This window comes from Streptococcus sp. 5346, from assembly GCF_013277455.1.
Classification (GTDB): Bacteria; Bacillota; Bacilli; order Lactobacillales; family Streptococcaceae; genus Streptococcus.
The window spans coordinates 1-16,321 of the sequence record NZ_VMMY01000010.1 but is presented as its reverse complement, the minus strand read 5'-3'; the positions used below and the strand labels follow the sequence as shown (position 1 = coordinate 16,321).

Here is a 16,321-nt window from a genome sequence, read left to right as displayed (position 1 = left end):
CTCAATGAAAATCAAAGAGCAAACTAGGAAACTAGCCGTAGGTTGCTCAAAACACTGTTTTGAGGTAGCAGATAAGACTGACGAAGTCAGCTCAAAGCACTGCTTTGAGGTTGTAGATGAAACTGACGAAGTCAGTAACCATATCTACGGCAAGGCGACGTTGACGTGGTTTGAAGAGATTTTCGAAGAGTATTAAAAGAAAAAGGACTAGATTTCTCCAGCCTTTCATTTCAAATTAGAATTTTTTACGTTTACGAGCTGCTTCTGATTTACGTTTACGTTTTACAGAAGGTTTTTCATAGAATTCACGTTTGCGTGTTTCTTGAAGAGTACCAGCTTTAGTAACCGCACGTTTGAAACGACGAAGTGCGTCGTCAAGAGATTCATTCTTACGTACTACTGTTTTAGACATTTTTTTCACTCCCTTCAAGTTCAAGATCTATTCTATTTTACACGTAAAAGGAATAATTGTCAAGAAAAAATCCGGTTTAATTTTGATTTTTTCTGCCATTTATACAAGTCTTGAAAGCGTTCAATAAAACATACTGAACGGTTTTGCTTTTTATTTTTCAAGTAAGCTGAGCGCTTCAGCATCCGCAATAATGGTCACATCAGGGTGATTTTGTAAGCTACTTGCTGGTAGAGACTCAGTAACTGGGCCAGACACTGTTCCGGCAATGGCTTCTGCTTTCGACTCACCGTAAGCAAAAAGAATAATAGACTTGGCATCCAAAATGTTTTTAATCCCCATTGAAATAGCTTGGGTTGGGACGTCTTCAATCTTGTCAAAGAAACGCGCATTGGCTTCGATAGTAGACTGGTCAAGTTCTACTAGATGCGTTTGACTGTCAAATGGAGTACCAGGTTCATTAAATCCGATATGTCCATTGCGACCGATTCCCAAGATTTGCAGATCAACTGGATGGTCAGCCAAAATTTGGTTGTAGCGATCAACTTCAGCTTCAGCATGATCCTTAACCCCACGAGGTAAGAAACTTTCTTTAAATGGTTTTTGGTTGAACAAGTTTTCTTGCATGAAATGACGGTAAGACTGAGGGTTGTCCCCATCAAGCCCTACATATTCATCAAGGTTGACACTGGTTAGATTTGAAAAATCGAGGTCACTTTCAACAATTTCCTTGTAAAATTCAAGCGGACTGCTTCCAGTCGCAAGTCCTAGGGTTTGAGCGCCGTTGACCAATTTTTCCTTCAAAATCTCAAAAGCAACTTTTCCACCTTCAACTTGGTTTTCAACTTTAATAACTTTCATCTTTTCATCCTCCATTTCTATCTATATTTATTATATGGTATAGACCAATTTTTGTCAAGTGAAAACGATTTAATTTCTAAAAAAAGAGCGTCCAAACTTGAAACATGTTATAATGGATAGGATTAGAACTTAGAAAGAATGAACAGATATATGAATACAGCTGATTTTGATTTCCACTTACCCGAGGAATTGATTGCCCAAACGCCCCTTGAAAAACGGGATGCCTCTAAACTCCTCATCGTCAACCGTGAGACGGGAGAAATGCAGGACAAACACTTCCACTCTATTATTGATATGCTGGAACCTGGTGATGCCCTTGTCATGAACGACACCCGCGTTCTCCCTGCCCGACTCTATGGTCAAAAGGAAGAAACTGGAGGTCATGTGGAACTACTCCTACTCAAAAACACTGCTGGCGATGAGTGGGAAGTTCTGGCTAAACCTGCCAAACGTCTCAAGGTTGGCACTCGCGTCAGCTTTGGTGATGGTCGCCTCAGCGCTGTCGTTACAGAAGAATTGACCCATGGGGGCCGTATTGTCCGCTTCGAATACCAAGGAATTTTCCTAGAAGTTTTGGAAAGTCTGGGAGAAATGCCTCTACCACCTTATATCCACGAAAAACTGGATGACCGTGAACGCTATCAAACTGTTTATGCCAAGGAAAGTGGCTCTGCTGCTGCACCTACTGCTGGTCTTCACTTCACCAAAGAACTGCTGGCAGAAATCCAAGCTAAGGGTGTTCATCTAGTCTATCTGACTCTTCATGTCGGACTCGGAACATTTAGACCTGTCTCTGTAGATAATTTGGACGAACACGAAATGCACTCAGAATTCTACCAACTTTCTGAGGAAGCGGCTGCCACCCTTCGATCTGTCAAGGAAAATGGTGGTCGCGTCATCGCTGTCGGAACCACTTCTATCCGCACCTTGGAGACTATTGGTTCCAAGTTTGATGGGCAAATCCAAGCAGATTCTGGCTGGACCAATATCTTTATCAAACCTGGCTATGAATGGAAGGTTGTAGATGCCTTCTCAACCAACTTCCACCTGCCAAAATCAACTCTGGTCATGTTGGTTTCTGCCTTTGCAGGCCGCGAATTAGTCTTAGATGCCTACCATCATGCCATCCAAGAACACTACCGCTTCTTCAGTTTCGGTGATGCCATGTTTATTTATTAATTTTCATAATCAAAAAAAGCGCATATTATCAGGTATTATAAAACCTTGATAGTATGCGCTTTTGTAATGGATAAATAGTTAATCTTTTTTAAAGGCCGGATCTTTCAAACTCTGCACACTGGCATTGATCACCGCGCCGACAATCAAAATCTTAGCGATGAGAATAAACCAGAACATCATGACCACCACGACGACAGAACTGAAAAAACGCACGTCCACTAGGTGATTGACATAATTGTTGACATAGACTGAAAAGATATTGAGCAGTAAGGCCAGAGTCAACAAGACAAAGGCACTACCTGGTAATACAGAACGAATCCGTCGGACCTTGACATTAGGCAGAAAATAATAAAGCATGACCAAAATAGCGAAAATCAAGGCATAAACCAAGGGACCTGTTAGGTCTTGCAGATAATCAAAGAGAGGACTATCCGATTTCCAATAGCTTTTGATAAGTTTGAGAAGCATGCGACCAAAGACACTGAGAAAGAGAGCTAGAGCAAAGAGAATCTGCAAGCCAAAACTGACAAATAAACTCATGAGTTGATGAGAAATCATCCCACGATTTTTAGCTACTCCATAAGCTTTATTAAAGGCTTTCTGTAGGAAATTCATAGATTTTGAAAAGGTCCAGAGGGCTGACAGAACCGCAAAACTCAATAAGCCCGTTGAAGGTTGGGTTAGCACTTCTGTAATAATCTTTGCAACCACATCATACATGGTATCGGGCAAAAATTCATTGACAACCTTTAAAAAATTAGAAACTGGAATCTGAAAATAAGGGAGGATATTGACCACCACCAAAAGTAGGGGAAAAATCGAAATCAACCAATAGTAGGCTACTGCGACACTGGTCAACTCACTATCTGATGCTTGATAATAATGCAAAAAAGCTTTTAATAAAGGCTTGTCTATCATCTCTTTCCACCACTTCTTCATATCATACTCCTTTATTTACAATCTTATACTCAATGAAAATCAAAGAGCAAACTAGGAAGCTAGCCGCAGGTTGCTCAAAGCACTGCTTTGAGGTTGTAGATGAAACTGACGAAGTCAGTAACCATACCTACGGTAAGGCGACGCTGACGTGGTTTGAAGAGATTTTCGAAGAGTATTAACTAATTTCTTCTTACCAATTCCACCATATCATAAGGCAGGGTATTGGCAGCTTCCTTCAGAGAATAGTTCTCTAAGTTATTGACATTTTGTCGTAACTTCTTGGCATACTTGGTCATAATCAACCGTTTCTCTTCATATTCGAAAATCAACTTACGCTCCAGATAATAGCCTCTCAGCATTTCATCGATATTGTTGGGCTTAACACGATTGATAACCCGTTCCACAAAGGCACCACTGCTGATGATAGCTGTTTCACGGAGACGAGAATCCTGCATGAAGCTAATCAAGGAGCTCTTATAAACCCCTTTTAGGTTCTCCAAACTTTCGATAATCATCTCTGTATTTTCTAGATAGAGCTCTGCAATTTGATCGTAGTCAAGGGCTCTGAGTTTCTGTGATTCTTCATTTTTCCAACTGCGGAAGGTCTTGCCAAAGGTAAAGACTTCGTGTAGGAGAAAACGTAAAATCCGCAAGGAAACAAGGAAATAATAGGTCACTCGTGACGCAAACTTACGATTGATACTTTGTTCCATGTTTTTCAAATAACGTTGGTAAACTCGATAGGCACGCTCACTCATCTTGTCCTCTTCGTAAGCCTGTTCTAAACCATCACTTTCAATACTGAGGATGAGAAGTTTTAAGGCCTCCCAGTCTTCTTGAGCCCCCTTATTTTCTTGACTCAGTATGAGATTTTCAATACGTCCATGATAATTGTCAATGGCTGCATAGAGAGGGAGCTTATTTCTGGTATCTTCCAACTCTTTTTCCAACTCTATCGTTACTTCATTCAAAATGGCGATATGCATGAGATAGTCCCTGCTTTCTTCCTGTTCATCAGAAAGATGAGGCAAGACCACGAGGCCTGTTAAAAAGCTTACAAGCGTCACACCTGCGACAAGGAAAAGCAAGAGAGGATACTCCTGCTCTAAATTACTTGGTATCAGAAGGATTGTAGCAATCGACACCGTTCCTTTGACACCTGAAAATGTCAAAAGAAGCATGTCCTTCATATACTTATTTAACTTTTTCTTGAGGCGTCTAGTCCTATAGGCATAGTAGCCATAAATCATGACAAAACGAATAGCAAAGAGGACAAAGGTAAGGGCTATAAGAGATACCAATAACAGTAAGGGATTATAGATTGGATTGGTCAAGATAGGCTCTGCTATCATTTCCAACTCCATCCCTAAAATCACAAAGACAGAACCGTTTAGCATAAAATTCACTGTATGCCAAACCGTCTCGGTCACCGTATCCACTTGGGCTTCGAGGAGCGTGATTTTCTTGAAGCGACTTGCCTTTAAAATCCCAGCAACTACGACGGCAATAATCCCTGAAACATGGACTTCTTCTGCCAGGAAGAAGGTCACCAGAGGCAAACTCAATTCTAATAAAAGCTCACTAGCAATATCCGTTGCACGCACACTTAGCAAGAAGCTATGGAGGAACCGGTTGGTCATGGCTGTTAAAAAGCCAATTAAAAAACCACCTAGGATTGAAAAGATGAGCGAACTACTAGCTTGCCCAAGAGAAAAAGCTCCAGTTGTCCAAGCTGTCAAAGCTACCTGAAAAGCCACCAAACCAGAAGCATCATTCAAGAGTCCTTCACCTTTAAGAATATTGGACACGCGCTTAGGAAAGCTAAAGCGTTCCGAAAGAGAGGCAAAGGCCACCAAGTCCGTAGGCCCAAGGGCTGCCCCAACAGCCAAGCAAGCCGCCAAGGGAAGACTGAGCCAAAGAAGATGGGCCAAACCTCCCAAACTCAGGGTCGAGATAAAAATCACTGGAAATATGAGATAAACAATGATTCGCCAGTGTTTTAAAATAGCCGTAATATCCGCTTCTTCCGACTCTCGAAAAAGCAAGGGTCCAATAACCAGTGCCAAAAACAACTCTGTATTGAGGTGAAAGTCGGTATTGGGTAAAAATAGACCAATCACAATTCCCAAAAGAATCTGCACCAAAGGGAGTGGCAAAAAAGGCAGGAGCTTATTGGTTGTACTCGAGACAATCAAGACTAGTAAAAATAGGATGAGGTAAATCAGTAATTCCACGCACGTCCTCCTTAATCTTTTTTACAACAGGATTCAAATATCTCCTTCTGCTCTTTGATTTTTTGGTCAATCTTGGAACAGTCTTTGTGCTCAATTTTTCTCTGGCACCGTTCCATTTCAAGAGCAACTAATTTTTTCTTGATTTTAAGCATTTTTTTGCTCATATACGCTTGGTCTAACACACCCACCGCTCGTTCGTGGTGGGTTGATTCAACAAAATTCTGGCGCATGGCATCCAGCTTTTCACGTAGGTATTGTTTATCCATGTCTATATCTCTCTAATTTTTCAATCATTACTAAAAATGGTGGGTTGTTGACTTGGTTTAAAGTTCGGTAAATGGCAGCTGTGTACTCTTGTTGGTTCAACTGGCTAACAAAATCCAAGACAGCATCCCTCTCTAGGTCGCCTCCTTCATGACCATAGTAGATCATAATGGCAATCCGTCCACCTTTGACAAGCAAATGGCATAACTTTTCTAATGATTCAATCGTTGTTTGAGGTCGGGTAATGACTGACTTATCAGCTGACGGCAGATAGCCCAGATTGAAAATCCCTGCCTTGGCTTCTGTCACAAACTGGTCCAGTGTCTCATGTCCTTGCAAGATTAACTGGGCATTTGTCAGGCCAGCCTGATGCAAACGCTCTTGGGTCTTTTCCAAGGCTTGTTCCTGAATATCAAAGGCATAGACTTGCTTGGCTAGCTTGGCCAGAAAAAGGGTGTCGTGACCATTTCCCATAGTCGCATCCACTACGATATCGTCCTGAGTTACTACCTCAGCCAAAAAATCATGTGCCATCTCAAGTGGTCTTTTCATTTTCAAACTCCTGTTTTACAGCCTTGCATCCTTGAACACTTCCGCGACGGCGCATCTCCATCTCAATGCTGTTGAGAACTTCCCATTTATTGAGGCTCCACATAGGCCCAATCAGCATATCTCTAGGTGCATCTCCTGTGATTCGATGGATGACAATATGTTTGGGTATGATTTCCAGTTGGTCACAGATGACCTTGACATACTCGTCCTGGCTCATCAACTGCAAACGTCCTTCGTGATAATCTCGTTGCATACGTGTATTGGTCATCAGGTGAAGCAAGTGCAGTTTAATCCCTTGAATATCGTTATCCGTGACACAGCGACGGACATTTTCAATCATCATCTCATGGGTTTCACCAGGAAGTCCATTGATCAAATGAGAAACAATCTCAATCTTGGGATACTTTCTCAAACGCTTGACCGTTTCCACGTACAATTCATAGGAGTGGGCACGATTAATCAGATCAGAGGTTGCTTCATAAGTGGTCTGCAAGCCCAATTCAACCGTCACATGCATGCGTTCTGACAACTCAGCCAAATAGTCGATGGTTTCGTCTGGTAAACAGTCTGGGCGCGTTCCAATATTGATTCCTACTACACCTGGCTCGTTGATAGCCTGCTCATAGCGCTCCCGAATAACTTCAACCTTTTCATGGGTGTTGGTAAAATTTTGAAAATAAACCAGATACTTCTGAACATCTGGCCACTTGCGGTGCATAAAGTCAATTTCCTTATAAAATTGCTCGCGGATAGGAGCATCCGGTGCTACGATAGCATCTCCAGAACCTGAAACTGTACAAAAAGTACAGCCTCCATGAGCCACAGTCCCATCACGATTGGGACAGTCAAACCCCGCATCAATAGGGACTTTAAAGGTCTTTTCTCCAAAGAGTTTTCGATAATAATCATTCAAGGTATTATAAGATTTCATAACCTTCATTATAACAAAAAACATCTACAATCTCAAAAGCCTGACTTTCCTATAAATTCCTCTGTTTCTCGTTTCCATTAGCCATTTTTTATGATACAATATGGGTATGATTTTAATGAAATTAGCATCTATTTTATTATTGATACTGACCTTAGTCGTCTGCATTATCATAACCAAACTTTTTAGATTAAAAAAACTAGGACGAAATTTTGCGGATTTGGCTTTTCCAGTCTTGGTATTTGAATATTACCTGATTACAGCTAAAACCTTTACCCATAATTTCCTCCCTAGACTGGGCCTAGCCCTCTCACTCCTAGCCATTATTCTCGTTTTTTTCTTCCTTCTGAAAAAACGTAGCTTTTACTATCCTAAATTCATCAAATTCTTCTGGCGTGCAGGATTCTTAGTGACCCTTGTCATGTATATCGAGATGATTGTTGAATTGATGGCCCAGAAATAAAAAACTAAATCGAAAACACCTCAATCAAGCTGAAATACAGTGATTGAAGTGTTTTTCTTTATATCTTTTTTAATGATTCTTATTTTCCTTCTTTATCAGGAAAGATAAATCCAATACCAATGCAAGCTAGTACGCCCGCTCACGTTCCTTACAAAAATCATTATAGCAGAGGAGTTTCTCAAGAACAAGTTCTTTTGCCTATCTGGTCTCTATCTCGGTCTAAGTGGCTCAATAGTTAAGATAAAATAAAAAGAAACCCAGTAGAATGAGTTTCTTCACTTTGCCGATTGCAGGGATCGAACCTGTGACCTAGGCTTTACGAGTGCCTTGCTCTACCAACTGAGCTAAATCGGCTATTACACTTACAGTATAGCACTCTGAGAATAGATGTCAAGGAATTTTCATCTCTATTAGAAAAAGCCTGTCCTAAGACAAGGCTTTGATATTCTATTATTTACGAACCAGCACTTTCATAAGAATCCAAGCCCCTGTCCCATAGTTTAAGGGAAATGACAAAGAAAACCAGAGAAATCAACATCAAACCTCCGATATTAAAGATTACATCCTTGTCCTGCAAGAAATAGCTAGCAGGATAGTAGGCCGTAAAAGCAAAAGGGACGATAAAGCTAATCAACCAACGAAGAACTGAATTATAAATCGAAATCGGGTACTTGGCAAAGTCATTGAACATATAAAAAATGTAAATCATAGCACCTGACTGCTTGGTCCAAAAAGCGATACTGGCTGTCGCGATTTTCAAGGAAGTATAAATCAAGGTCGCAAAAGGAATGCAGACTAGGAAAAGCAAGAATTTTGGAAGAGTCCAAGCAATGCTTGATACTGTTGTCGCTAGTAAAATTCCACCGACCAAGAGTTCACCCAAGGCATCAATCTGAAAGGTCTCGACTAGGATGTGGAAGAGGGGATTGATAGGACGAGTCAGATACTTGTCAAACTCCCCTTTTCGCACTAGGCGTTGGCCCAGTGCCCAGAGATTGTCAAAAAAGAGATGGTCCAAGCCCTTGGGAATCAATGAAAAACCATAGATAAAGGCGATTTCTTGAAAAGTCCAACCTTCTAGGGATGGAATGTGTTGAAAGATGACATTGAGAAATAAGAGATTCAAGCCTTGAGTCAAGAAAACTCCCAGCACACCAACCACAAAATCCACCTTGTATTCCATAATTTGTTTGATGTATTGTCTGATAAAAATCAGATGCATGCGTTGATATTTTTTCATACTAACCTCCCTGAATGGTAATGAATGACTGGACTCGTTTCCAAATCAACTGAGACAAGCCCACCATCACTAAGAGCCAGAAGAACTGCAAAGCGAGCGCCTGAATCATCTGACTGGCATCGTATTTCCCAACGATAATCATGACCGGAGTGTAAATCAAGGATGAAAAAGGCAGGAAGGACAGAATATCTGAAACAACCTTTGGAAAGAAAACCAAGGGAATCAAACTTCCAGACATAAAAGCCACTATGGAAGTCTTAAGTAGATTGGAACCCCATAGATTTTTAAACACAAAGGCAGAAAATCCAAAGCAGATATTAAAGAAAAAGTTGATTAGGTAAGCTAGCGTTAAGCTAAAGAGATAAAGGACAGTTAAACCCAACACCTCTACAATGCCTTGACCAGATATGATTTTCATCAAAACAATGACACTTAAAAATGGCAGTCCAACGCTGATAAAAATCAACCACTTGGACCCAAGCTCAGTAAAGAGATAGGAGGCCGCAAAATGCACTGGTCGCAACAAGCGCATGATAATGGAGCCATCCTTGACCTCCTCCCCAATCATAAAGGAAGAATCGGATCTAGTCAGAAGATTGGTCACAAAACTCATGATGATGTAAAGGGTGATATCCGCCATACTGAAGCCCTGAATCAAAGACTCCTGGGAGGAATCAAAGACTGCCTTCCAGAGATAAAAGGCTACAAAAGCCCCCATGACATCCCCAATCCGATAAAGAATAAAGTTGACTCGATAGGTAATCAACTCCTGAACACCTGCATTGATAAAGGGTTTATAACGTCTCCACAATTTAACCATCTTAGAGCTCCTTTCGATAGAAGCGACGGATAATATCCTCAATATCCGTATCCACCATCTTCAAATCGCGGATTTCAAAATCAGACAAGGTTTGCTTGATAATGTCAGCTGACTGGTAGCGAGAACTATCGAATTCAATGTTGAGGCTATTCCCCTGTCTATCAATTGTCATATCCGAAAAGCCTTCATAGTGAGAAACTAGATGACTTTGACCTGGTAGCAGTTCAAAGGAGAGCGTCTTCATCTTACCAAATGTATCCTTAAGCTGGCTAACCGTTCCATCAAAAATCTCCTGCCCCTTGTCAATCATAAAAATCCGATCACAAAGTTGCTCAATATCACTCAAGTCATGAGTGGTCAAGAGAATGGTGGTTTCTTCCTCCTGATTGATCTGAGTAATAGCTCGACGAATGTTATCCTTGACCGAAACGTCCAAACCAATAGTCGGCTCATCCAAAAAGAGAACCTTGGGATTGTGGAGCAAGGAAGCTGCAATATCCGCCCGCATGCGCTGTCCCAATGAAAGAGTTCGCACAGGGTCCTTGATAAAGTCCTTCAAATCCAAGACTTCATTCAAAAAGTCCATGCGCTTATGGAAGAGCGAATCTGGCACATCGTAAATCTCTTTTAAGACCGTGTAGGTCTCTTGCAGTGCCAAATCCCACCATAGCTGGGTACGTTGTCCAAAAACCACCCCAATATCCTTGACATAATCTTGGCGATTATCCTGCGGAATCTTGCCATTAATCCGACAAAAACCAGATGTTGGTTTCAAAATTCCTGTCAGCATTTTAATGGTTGTCGACTTCCCAGCACCATTGGCCCCGATAAAGCCTAAAATCTGCCCCTTGGGAACCTCAAAGGTCAAATCCTTAACCGCTTCAAAGGTCTGTTTTTCAGGATGAATAAAGGAGCGTAATGCCCCCTTCAATCCCGGTTCCTTAACAGTCTTCACAAAATTTTTCTGAAGATGTTCCACTTCTATCATTGCCATATCTATCCCCCTATCGCAAGGAATAGCAACATTGTATTTTTGACTACAAATATTCTAAATCCTTACTTTCTACACCTTCTCAATATTATTACAGAAAGCTTTATACCAACCTATTATAGTCCAATAAAAACTAGAATGCAAGCGTTTGCCTAAAGTTTATGAAAAAGAAAATTTCTCTATTAAAATAATACTTTTATTCAAAAATTCTGGCTTGATAGTTTCCTTAAAACACCAAAAAACCCACCCAATGGGTAGGTTTCATCTGTATTATTCAGCTAGATTAAGCTTTACCTTCTGAACCGAATACGTCGATACGTTCTTCAACTGATGCTTGGATAGCTTTTACACCGTCAGCCAAGAATTTACGTGGGTCGAAGAGTTTTTTCTTGTCGTATTCTGCTTCGTTTGCTTCGTAGTCACGAGCAAATTTACGAGTTGCGTTAGCGAATGCGATTTGGCATTCAGTGTTAACGTTAACTTTCGCAACACCAAGTTTGATAGCTGCTTGGATTTGCTCATCAGGAATACCTGATCCACCGTGCAATACAATTGGGAAGCCAGGAAGAGCTTCTGTCAATTTTTGCAAGTGGTCAAGGTCAAGACCTTCCCAGTTTGCTGGGTAAGGACCGTGGATGTTACCGATACCAGCTGCCAAGAAGTCGATACCAGTTTCAACCATTGCTTTAGCGTCTTCGATTGGAGCCAATTCACCTTTACCGATGATTCCGTCTTCTTCACCACCGATAGTACCAACTTCAGCTTCTACTGAGATACCTTTAGCGTGTGCTTTTTCAACAACTTCTTTAGCCAATTTAAGGTTTTCTTCAACTGGAAGGTGTGAACCATCAAACATGATTGAAGTGTAACCAACTTCGATACACTCAAGTGCATCTTCGTAGTGACCGTGGTCAAGGTGGATAGCTACTGGTACAGTGATACCCATTGATTCAACAAGGTTAGCGATCAAGTTGCGAGCAACTTTGTAACCACCCATGTATTTAGCAGCACCCATTGAAGTTTGGATCAAAACTGGAGCTTTTTTAGCTTCTGCTGCGCGCAAGATAGCTTGAGTCCACTCAAGGTTGTTTGTGTTAAATCCACCAACTGCATAACCGTTGTCACGAGCTGCTTGGACAAATTTTTCTGCTGAAACGATTGCCATTTTATCAGGCCTCCTGTATATTTTTATGGGTCATCCCATTTACATTGTTCATTTTATCACTTTTTGACAAAAAAATCTAGTTTTTCCCGCAGTTTCGATTGAATTTCTTCTAGCTTCATCTATGTAAACCCTTTCTATCCCTAGTCTTGGGCGACTTTTGGAAAAGCTATGAAGAAAGTCAAACGATTCTCTTGCATTTCAAAACGATAAGCTAATTTTTCATGTTCCAATAGACTCTTGACCACAAAGAGCCCCATCCCAGAACCCTTGGCCTTGCGACTAGCATTATCAGAAAAAGACTGGGCTAGTTTTTCTTGTTCTTCTGGACTACAGCTATTTTCTATAAAGAGTTCCCCTTCTCTTTCTCCAATTCGGACCAAGCCGCCTGCAACAGAGTGCTTGATAGCATTGCTAATGAGGTTAGACAGGATTAACTTCATAACTGATGGGTTTAGATAAGCCTGCTGATGGGTCAAACCATTGTCTATCTGGAGCTCTCTATCCTTGGCTAGTAAAGCATAATCCTTAACCAGACTTTGCGTCATCTGGAGCAAATCAATTTCTTCCCTATCATCTCGCAATTCCTGCACAGACGAGAGAGAAAGTATCTGGAGAACGTGGTGATTGAGCTCATCCACAATCCCCAAAGCAACTCCCAGATAGTGGTCTCTGTCCTTATAGCGACCGACATTTTCTTTCATGTTTTCAATCAGGATTTTCAAACTAGCCAGAGGTGTCTTCAATTCATGAGAAGCACCTCGTAGGAATTCGACCTTCATCTTCTCCAGCTGGAGAATGGCTTCATTCTTGTCATGCAAGTCCGCAATAACAGTCAAAAGATGCTGGTAGAGACTATTGATTTGTTCCTTGAGATCACCAATCTCATCTCTAGAATCCACGCGCAATCGCACTTGGGCATCCAAATCCATCATCCGTCGGGTCACCCGCTTGATTTCCAATATCGGGGCCACAATGGTCCGAGCATATATGTAGGCTACCAACAGAGAAATCAGAAAGGATGCCAGCAAGGTATAGGGAAGAAACTGGAGACTGATTTGCTCTGCTTCCTTTTGCAAATCCATGGAAGCTAGAAATTGAAGGGTCATGGTACCACCGTCTTGCGTTGTCACCTCGCGCTCCTCGATAAAAAGAGAGGTTGTCTGACGTTCCGTATCCAGAGGAAGATTGTCCTTGACTTCTAACTTGTCCTCAGTCATCTCTCCCTTGACGGCCCCCTTAATATCACTAGTCTGGGAGTACAAATCTAACACTTGCTCGATACTCTGCCTATCCTTCCCTTCCAGGGACTGGGCAATGGCTGTCGCTTTCTGGCCAATGGTTTCCTGACGGTGGCTCAGATAAGTCGAGGGAAAGAGAAAATAAATAGCTAAATGAAGGCAAATTACCAGAACACTAAAAATCGAGAAGGTATAGATAAATATCTTTTTAAATAAACCTGTTCGTTTCATTTTCGCTCCAATTTATAACCAACATTGCGCACAGTGAGGATGCAGTCCAAGTCTAGCTTTTTCCGCAATTCCTTGATATAAACATCAATGACACGGTCAAAGGGAACCTCATCTGTCGCTTTCCAGACGGCATCAATTATCTGAGATCGAGTCAAGGCTCGTCCTTCATTTTTCACCAAGTAGTCAAGGATTTCTAACTCTTTGGCATTGATAGCCACTTCTTCTCCTGCTAAGCTTGCACTGTAGCTCTCAAAATCCACCTTGGCATCCTTATAAGAGAAGACTCGTCCCATATCGTAGTAGCGCTTGAAAATCGCGTCCACCCTCACTTTTAAGAGGGAGAGGGAGAAGGGCTTTTCCAGATAGCCATCTGCCAGAGAGGCAAAGGCACTCATCTTGTATTCCTCATCCTGAAAGGCTGTTAACATCAAGACAGGAACCTGACTGGTTTTACGAATCTCAGCTAGGACTTCTAGGCCATTGAGCTTGGGCATCTGAATATCCAGTAAAACCAAGGCTACTTCATAGCTGGAAAATTGCTCCAAGGCTTCTTGTCCGTCCGCCGCCTCAATGGTTTCATAACCACAATCCGTCAAATAATCACTGACCCCCTCACGGATCATCTCTTCATCTTCTACAATTAAAATTTTCATACTTTAACTGCTCTCTATTTTTTTATTTTTCTTAGAATAAATACCTACTCTATTTTTATTATAGCCTCTTACTGGCCTTTTGTCTGTAATCAACTGACCACTAGATAAAACAAAGAGAGCCTATCGCTCTCTCTGCTTGCATTTCACTCTCTATAGAATGAAAATTATTTAGCTGCTTTTGAAAATGTTACAACGTAATTATAATCTTTCCCATTAGATTGATAGACATAGTCCTCTTTGAAAGTATAGCCGCGTTTGCTCAACTCTTCTTTCTTAGCATCAACTTGACTCTTGACAGCTGCTTTAACCTGTTCATTTGATAAACCTTCCGCAATTTCAAGAGAAGTTCCATTGATATCTCCTAGGAAACCTGCAATATCTTTCATTTGATCAAAGTTATAAAAAACATTGACTTTGACCTTTTGAGGAGCTGGCTGTTCTAGACTTCTACGATTTCTGCTAGCGCGTGGTTGAACTGCTGGAGCCATTCTGAAACCTGAAGTTCCTGTAGTCTCCTTAGTGAATGTAACGACGTAGTTATAATTTTTCACAGTAGTATCTTGTTCAAAAATAATGTCATTTTTCACATGATACCCTCTAGCAGCTAGGTCTTTTATCTTGGCTTGAATTTTTTCTTTTACTAGCTCTTTTGCCTGTTCTTCACTCGTTCCTGCAGGAATTGTGACAGTGTTATTTTCTCCCGGATCAGATAGGAAGCCATGAATATCTGGCATTCCAGCGAAGTTATAGCTAATATTTACAGTTCCATCTGGTTCTGATGTTGAACGTGCCACTCTTCTTGCTCTTGCTTGAACCGATGGGGCATTTCTAAAACTTGAAGCCCCTTCTGAAGTTGAAGAAGGTTGTGTTGGAGATGCTGTTGAAGTCGTGCTTGCTTCACTAGCAGGCTGTGTCGGAGCTTCACCTGATCCATGTCCTATCGCTGTGCTTCCATTGTCAATAGTAGTACCTTCATTACGGCCATTTGTTAAATTATCTTTATTATAGTTTGGTGCTGGTAATTCTTCACCTGGAACATTAATTTCATCAATTTTAGTTTGATATTCATCCGCAGCAGCTACTGCTGCATCATGATCTTTAGCATTATTTATTGCGGCTAATGCGTCTTCTTTTAATGTTTTTAATTCCGCTTTTAATTTTTCTTTTTCGGCTTCGTCTTTAACTTTTTCTATTTCACCTAGTTTTGAAGATACTCGTTCATTAATAATATCTTCCCCATCTTTTTGTGCATCTGCTAGTTCCTTTTTAGCTTTTGCTTCTTCAGAAGTTAGCTCTTCCGCTTTCGGCTCAGTTGTTGCTGATTCTTCTGCTTTGGGTGCTGAGGTCGCCGGTGATTCAGAACTTGAATTTGAAGCTACAGGTTGATCTGCAGTCCCTGTGTTTGAAGGGGCGTTGTCTGTTACTGAACTTGATTCTGCTGCATTCCCTGATTCATTTGTAGCATCTGCAGATGGAGTATTGGAAGATTCTGATGTTGTTTCAGATTTACCTGTTTCTCCAGCTGGCTGTGTAGTGGAATTGGGCTCGCCTGATGTGACCGGTGCTTCTTCACTTGGGGTTACCGGTGACGATGTTGAATCACTTGGTTGGGTAGCTGTTGAGTCACCTGTAGGAGTTGTAGATGGTGTTCCTGACTCGTCTGAATGATTGCCTATTGATGGAGATTCAACTGAAGAACCTGATTCATCGTTTTTCGGTGCTGAGGCCGTTGGTTCTTCAGAACTTGGGTTTGAAGCTACAGGTTGTTCTGTAGTCCCTGTGTTTGAAGGGGCGTTGTCTGTTACTGAACTTGATTCTGCTGCATTCCCTGATTCATTTGTAGGATCTGCAGATGGAGTATTGGAAGGTTCTGCAGTTGTTTCAGAGTTACCTGTTTCTCCAGCTGGCTGTGCAGTAGAATTGGTATCGCCTGATGTGACCGGTGCTTCTTCACTTGGGGTTACCGGTGACGATGTTGAATCACTTGGTTGGGTAGCTGTTGAGTCACCTGTAGGAGTTGTAGATGGCGCTCCAGACTCTTCTGAATGATTACTTGTCGATGGAGATTCAACCGAAGAAGCTGATTCATCGTCTTTCGGTGCTGAGGCCGTTGGTTCGTCTGCTTTTGGTGTTGCTCCTGCTGCTGGCTCCTCT

Annotated in this window: 17 protein-coding genes, 1 tRNA gene and 1 pseudogene; 4 read left to right on the top strand and 15 right to left on the bottom strand. The window is 41.5% G+C overall.

Annotated features, from left to right (window positions below):
- Nucleotides 1–4: 4 nt before the first annotated feature.
- Nucleotides 5–196: a hypothetical protein gene (locus tag HT732_RS10390; protein ID WP_077804892.1), complete on the top strand. Its 192-nt coding sequence runs from the start codon at nucleotides 5–7 to the stop codon at nucleotides 194–196.
- A 39-nt stretch (nucleotides 197–235) separates the two neighbouring features.
- Here the strand turns inward: HT732_RS10390 and rpsU are convergent, their stop codons facing one another.
- Nucleotides 236–412, bottom strand: coding sequence for a 30S ribosomal protein S21 (gene rpsU, locus HT732_RS07115; RefSeq protein ID WP_000048054.1), 177 nt, complete (start codon nucleotides 410–412; stop codon nucleotides 236–238).
- A 150-nt stretch (nucleotides 413–562) separates the two neighbouring features.
- A complete protein-coding gene (locus tag HT732_RS07110; RefSeq protein WP_173254452.1) occupies nucleotides 563–1,270 on the bottom strand; it encodes a glucosamine-6-phosphate deaminase in 708 nt (235 codons plus the stop codon).
- Between the two features lie 150 nt (nucleotides 1,271–1,420).
- Between HT732_RS07110 and queA the strand changes: the two genes are divergently transcribed.
- Nucleotides 1,421–2,449, top strand: a complete 1,029-nt coding sequence (gene queA / locus HT732_RS07105; RefSeq protein ID WP_001090137.1) for a tRNA preQ1(34) S-adenosylmethionine ribosyltransferase-isomerase QueA — start codon at nucleotides 1,421–1,423, stop codon at nucleotides 2,447–2,449.
- Nucleotides 2,450–2,527: 78 nt separating this feature from the next.
- Here queA and HT732_RS07100 read toward each other — a convergent pair whose 3' ends face one another.
- Entirely contained in the window at nucleotides 2,528–3,388 is an 861-nt protein-coding gene (locus tag HT732_RS07100; protein ID WP_173254451.1) for a YihY/virulence factor BrkB family protein, read from the bottom strand.
- Between the two features lie 32 nt (nucleotides 3,389–3,420).
- Between HT732_RS07100 and HT732_RS10160 the strand changes: the two genes are divergently transcribed.
- Nucleotides 3,421–3,567 carry a hypothetical protein gene (locus HT732_RS10160; protein WP_000692991.1) on the top strand — a complete coding sequence of 49 codons (147 nt, stop codon included), beginning with the start codon at nucleotides 3,421–3,423 and terminating at the stop codon, nucleotides 3,565–3,567.
- Here HT732_RS10160 and HT732_RS07090 read toward each other — a convergent pair whose 3' ends face one another.
- From HT732_RS07090 to HT732_RS07075, 4 genes are read right to left on the bottom strand one after another with little or no spacing between them, the layout of a single operon-like run.
- Nucleotides 3,568–5,622: a cation:proton antiporter gene (locus tag HT732_RS07090; RefSeq protein WP_173254450.1), complete on the bottom strand. Its 2,055-nt coding sequence runs from the start codon at nucleotides 5,620–5,622 to the stop codon at nucleotides 3,568–3,570.
- 11 nt (nucleotides 5,623–5,633) lie between these two features.
- Nucleotides 5,634–5,888, bottom strand: a complete 255-nt coding sequence (locus tag HT732_RS07085) for a hypothetical protein (protein WP_173254449.1) — start codon at nucleotides 5,886–5,888, stop codon at nucleotides 5,634–5,636.
- Nucleotides 5,881–6,438, bottom strand: a complete 558-nt coding sequence (locus HT732_RS07080) for a class I SAM-dependent methyltransferase (protein WP_173254448.1) — start codon at nucleotides 6,436–6,438, stop codon at nucleotides 5,881–5,883. The genes HT732_RS07085 and HT732_RS07080 overlap by 8 nt, the downstream gene beginning before the upstream one ends.
- On the bottom strand, nucleotides 6,422–7,378 hold the full coding sequence (locus HT732_RS07075) for a TIGR01212 family radical SAM protein (protein WP_173254460.1): 957 nt from the start codon (nucleotides 7,376–7,378) through the stop codon (nucleotides 6,422–6,424). Before HT732_RS07075 ends, HT732_RS07080 begins: the two co-directional genes overlap by 17 nt.
- 91 nt (nucleotides 7,379–7,469) lie before the next feature.
- Here HT732_RS07075 and HT732_RS07070 point away from each other — a divergent pair, with 91 nt between their 5' ends.
- Nucleotides 7,470–7,829 carry a DUF3397 family protein gene (locus tag HT732_RS07070; protein ID WP_078352365.1) on the top strand — a complete coding sequence of 120 codons (360 nt, stop codon included), beginning with the start codon at nucleotides 7,470–7,472 and terminating at the stop codon, nucleotides 7,827–7,829.
- A 281-nt stretch (nucleotides 7,830–8,110) separates the two neighbouring features.
- Here the strand turns inward: HT732_RS07070 and HT732_RS07065 are convergent.
- The 8 genes and pseudogenes from HT732_RS07065 to HT732_RS10385 form a co-directional block, all read right to left on the bottom strand.
- A tRNA-Thr gene (locus HT732_RS07065) sits at nucleotides 8,111–8,183 on the bottom strand.
- A gap of 100 nt (nucleotides 8,184–8,283) precedes the next feature.
- A complete protein-coding gene (locus HT732_RS07060) occupies nucleotides 8,284–9,069 on the bottom strand; it encodes an ABC transporter permease (RefSeq protein ID WP_173254447.1) in 786 nt (261 codons plus the stop codon).
- Nucleotide 9,070: 1 nt separating this feature from the next.
- Complete coding sequence (locus HT732_RS07055) at nucleotides 9,071–9,889, bottom strand: ABC-2 family transporter protein (protein WP_173254446.1); 819 nt, start codon at nucleotides 9,887–9,889, stop codon at nucleotides 9,071–9,073.
- A 1-nt stretch (nucleotide 9,890) separates the two neighbouring features.
- Nucleotides 9,891–10,883 (bottom strand): ATP-binding cassette domain-containing protein, encoded by a 993-nt coding sequence (locus HT732_RS07050; protein WP_050242316.1) that lies wholly within the window; start codon nucleotides 10,881–10,883, stop codon nucleotides 9,891–9,893.
- 280 nt (nucleotides 10,884–11,163) lie between these two features.
- Nucleotides 11,164–12,045 (bottom strand): class II fructose-bisphosphate aldolase, encoded by an 882-nt coding sequence (locus HT732_RS07045; protein ID WP_001019001.1) that lies wholly within the window; start codon nucleotides 12,043–12,045, stop codon nucleotides 11,164–11,166.
- Nucleotides 12,046–12,185: 140 nt separating this feature from the next.
- On the bottom strand, nucleotides 12,186–13,514 hold the full coding sequence (vncS, locus tag HT732_RS07040; protein WP_173254445.1) for a sensor histidine kinase VncS: 1,329 nt from the start codon (nucleotides 13,512–13,514) through the stop codon (nucleotides 12,186–12,188).
- Nucleotides 13,511–14,167 carry a response regulator transcription factor VncR gene (vncR, locus tag HT732_RS07035; RefSeq protein ID WP_023945642.1) on the bottom strand — a complete coding sequence of 219 codons (657 nt, stop codon included), beginning with the start codon at nucleotides 14,165–14,167 and terminating at the stop codon, nucleotides 13,511–13,513. The genes vncS and vncR overlap by 4 nt, the downstream gene beginning before the upstream one ends.
- Before the next feature lie 164 nt (nucleotides 14,168–14,331).
- A pseudogene (locus HT732_RS10385) lies at nucleotides 14,332–16,321 on the bottom strand (hypothetical protein); the annotation flags it as partial.

What these genes read in the sequence shown, in the direction of transcription:
- HT732_RS07060 (WP_173254447.1), bottom strand. Translation starts at nt 9,069, where the DNA reads ATGAAAAAATATCAACGCATGCATCTGATTTTTATCAGACAATACATC.
- HT732_RS07070 (WP_078352365.1), top strand. Translation starts at nt 7,470, where the DNA reads ATGGGTATGATTTTAATGAAATTAGCATCTATTTTATTATTGATACTG.
- HT732_RS07045 (WP_001019001.1), bottom strand. Translation starts at nt 12,045, where the DNA reads ATGGCAATCGTTTCAGCAGAAAAATTTGTCCAAGCAGCTCGTGACAAC.
- HT732_RS07050 (WP_050242316.1), bottom strand. Translation starts at nt 10,883, where the DNA reads ATGGCAATGATAGAAGTGGAACATCTTCAGAAAAATTTTGTGAAGACT.
- rpsU (WP_000048054.1), bottom strand. Translation starts at nt 412, where the DNA reads ATGTCTAAAACAGTAGTACGTAAGAATGAATCTCTTGACGACGCACTT.
- HT732_RS07085 (WP_173254449.1), bottom strand. Translation starts at nt 5,888, where the DNA reads ATGGATAAACAATACCTACGTGAAAAGCTGGATGCCATGCGCCAGAAT.
- HT732_RS07075 (WP_173254460.1), bottom strand. Translation starts at nt 7,378, where the DNA reads ATGAAGGTTATGAAATCTTATAATACCTTGAATGATTATTATCGAAAA.
- queA (WP_001090137.1), top strand. Translation starts at nt 1,421, where the DNA reads ATGAATACAGCTGATTTTGATTTCCACTTACCCGAGGAATTGATTGCC.
- HT732_RS10390 (WP_077804892.1), top strand. Translation starts at nt 5, where the DNA reads ATGAAAATCAAAGAGCAAACTAGGAAACTAGCCGTAGGTTGCTCAAAA.
- vncS (WP_173254445.1), bottom strand. Translation starts at nt 13,514, where the DNA reads ATGAAACGAACAGGTTTATTTAAAAAGATATTTATCTATACCTTCTCG.
- HT732_RS10160 (WP_000692991.1), top strand. Translation starts at nt 3,421, where the DNA reads ATGAAAATCAAAGAGCAAACTAGGAAGCTAGCCGCAGGTTGCTCAAAG.
- HT732_RS07110 (WP_173254452.1), bottom strand. Translation starts at nt 1,270, where the DNA reads ATGAAAGTTATTAAAGTTGAAAACCAAGTTGAAGGTGGAAAAGTTGCT.
- HT732_RS07055 (WP_173254446.1), bottom strand. Translation starts at nt 9,889, where the DNA reads ATGGTTAAATTGTGGAGACGTTATAAACCCTTTATCAATGCAGGTGTT.
- vncR (WP_023945642.1), bottom strand. Translation starts at nt 14,167, where the DNA reads ATGAAAATTTTAATTGTAGAAGATGAAGAGATGATCCGTGAGGGGGTC.
- HT732_RS07080 (WP_173254448.1), bottom strand. Translation starts at nt 6,438, where the DNA reads ATGAAAAGACCACTTGAGATGGCACATGATTTTTTGGCTGAGGTAGTA.
- HT732_RS07100 (WP_173254451.1), bottom strand. Translation starts at nt 3,388, where the DNA reads ATGAAGAAGTGGTGGAAAGAGATGATAGACAAGCCTTTATTAAAAGCT.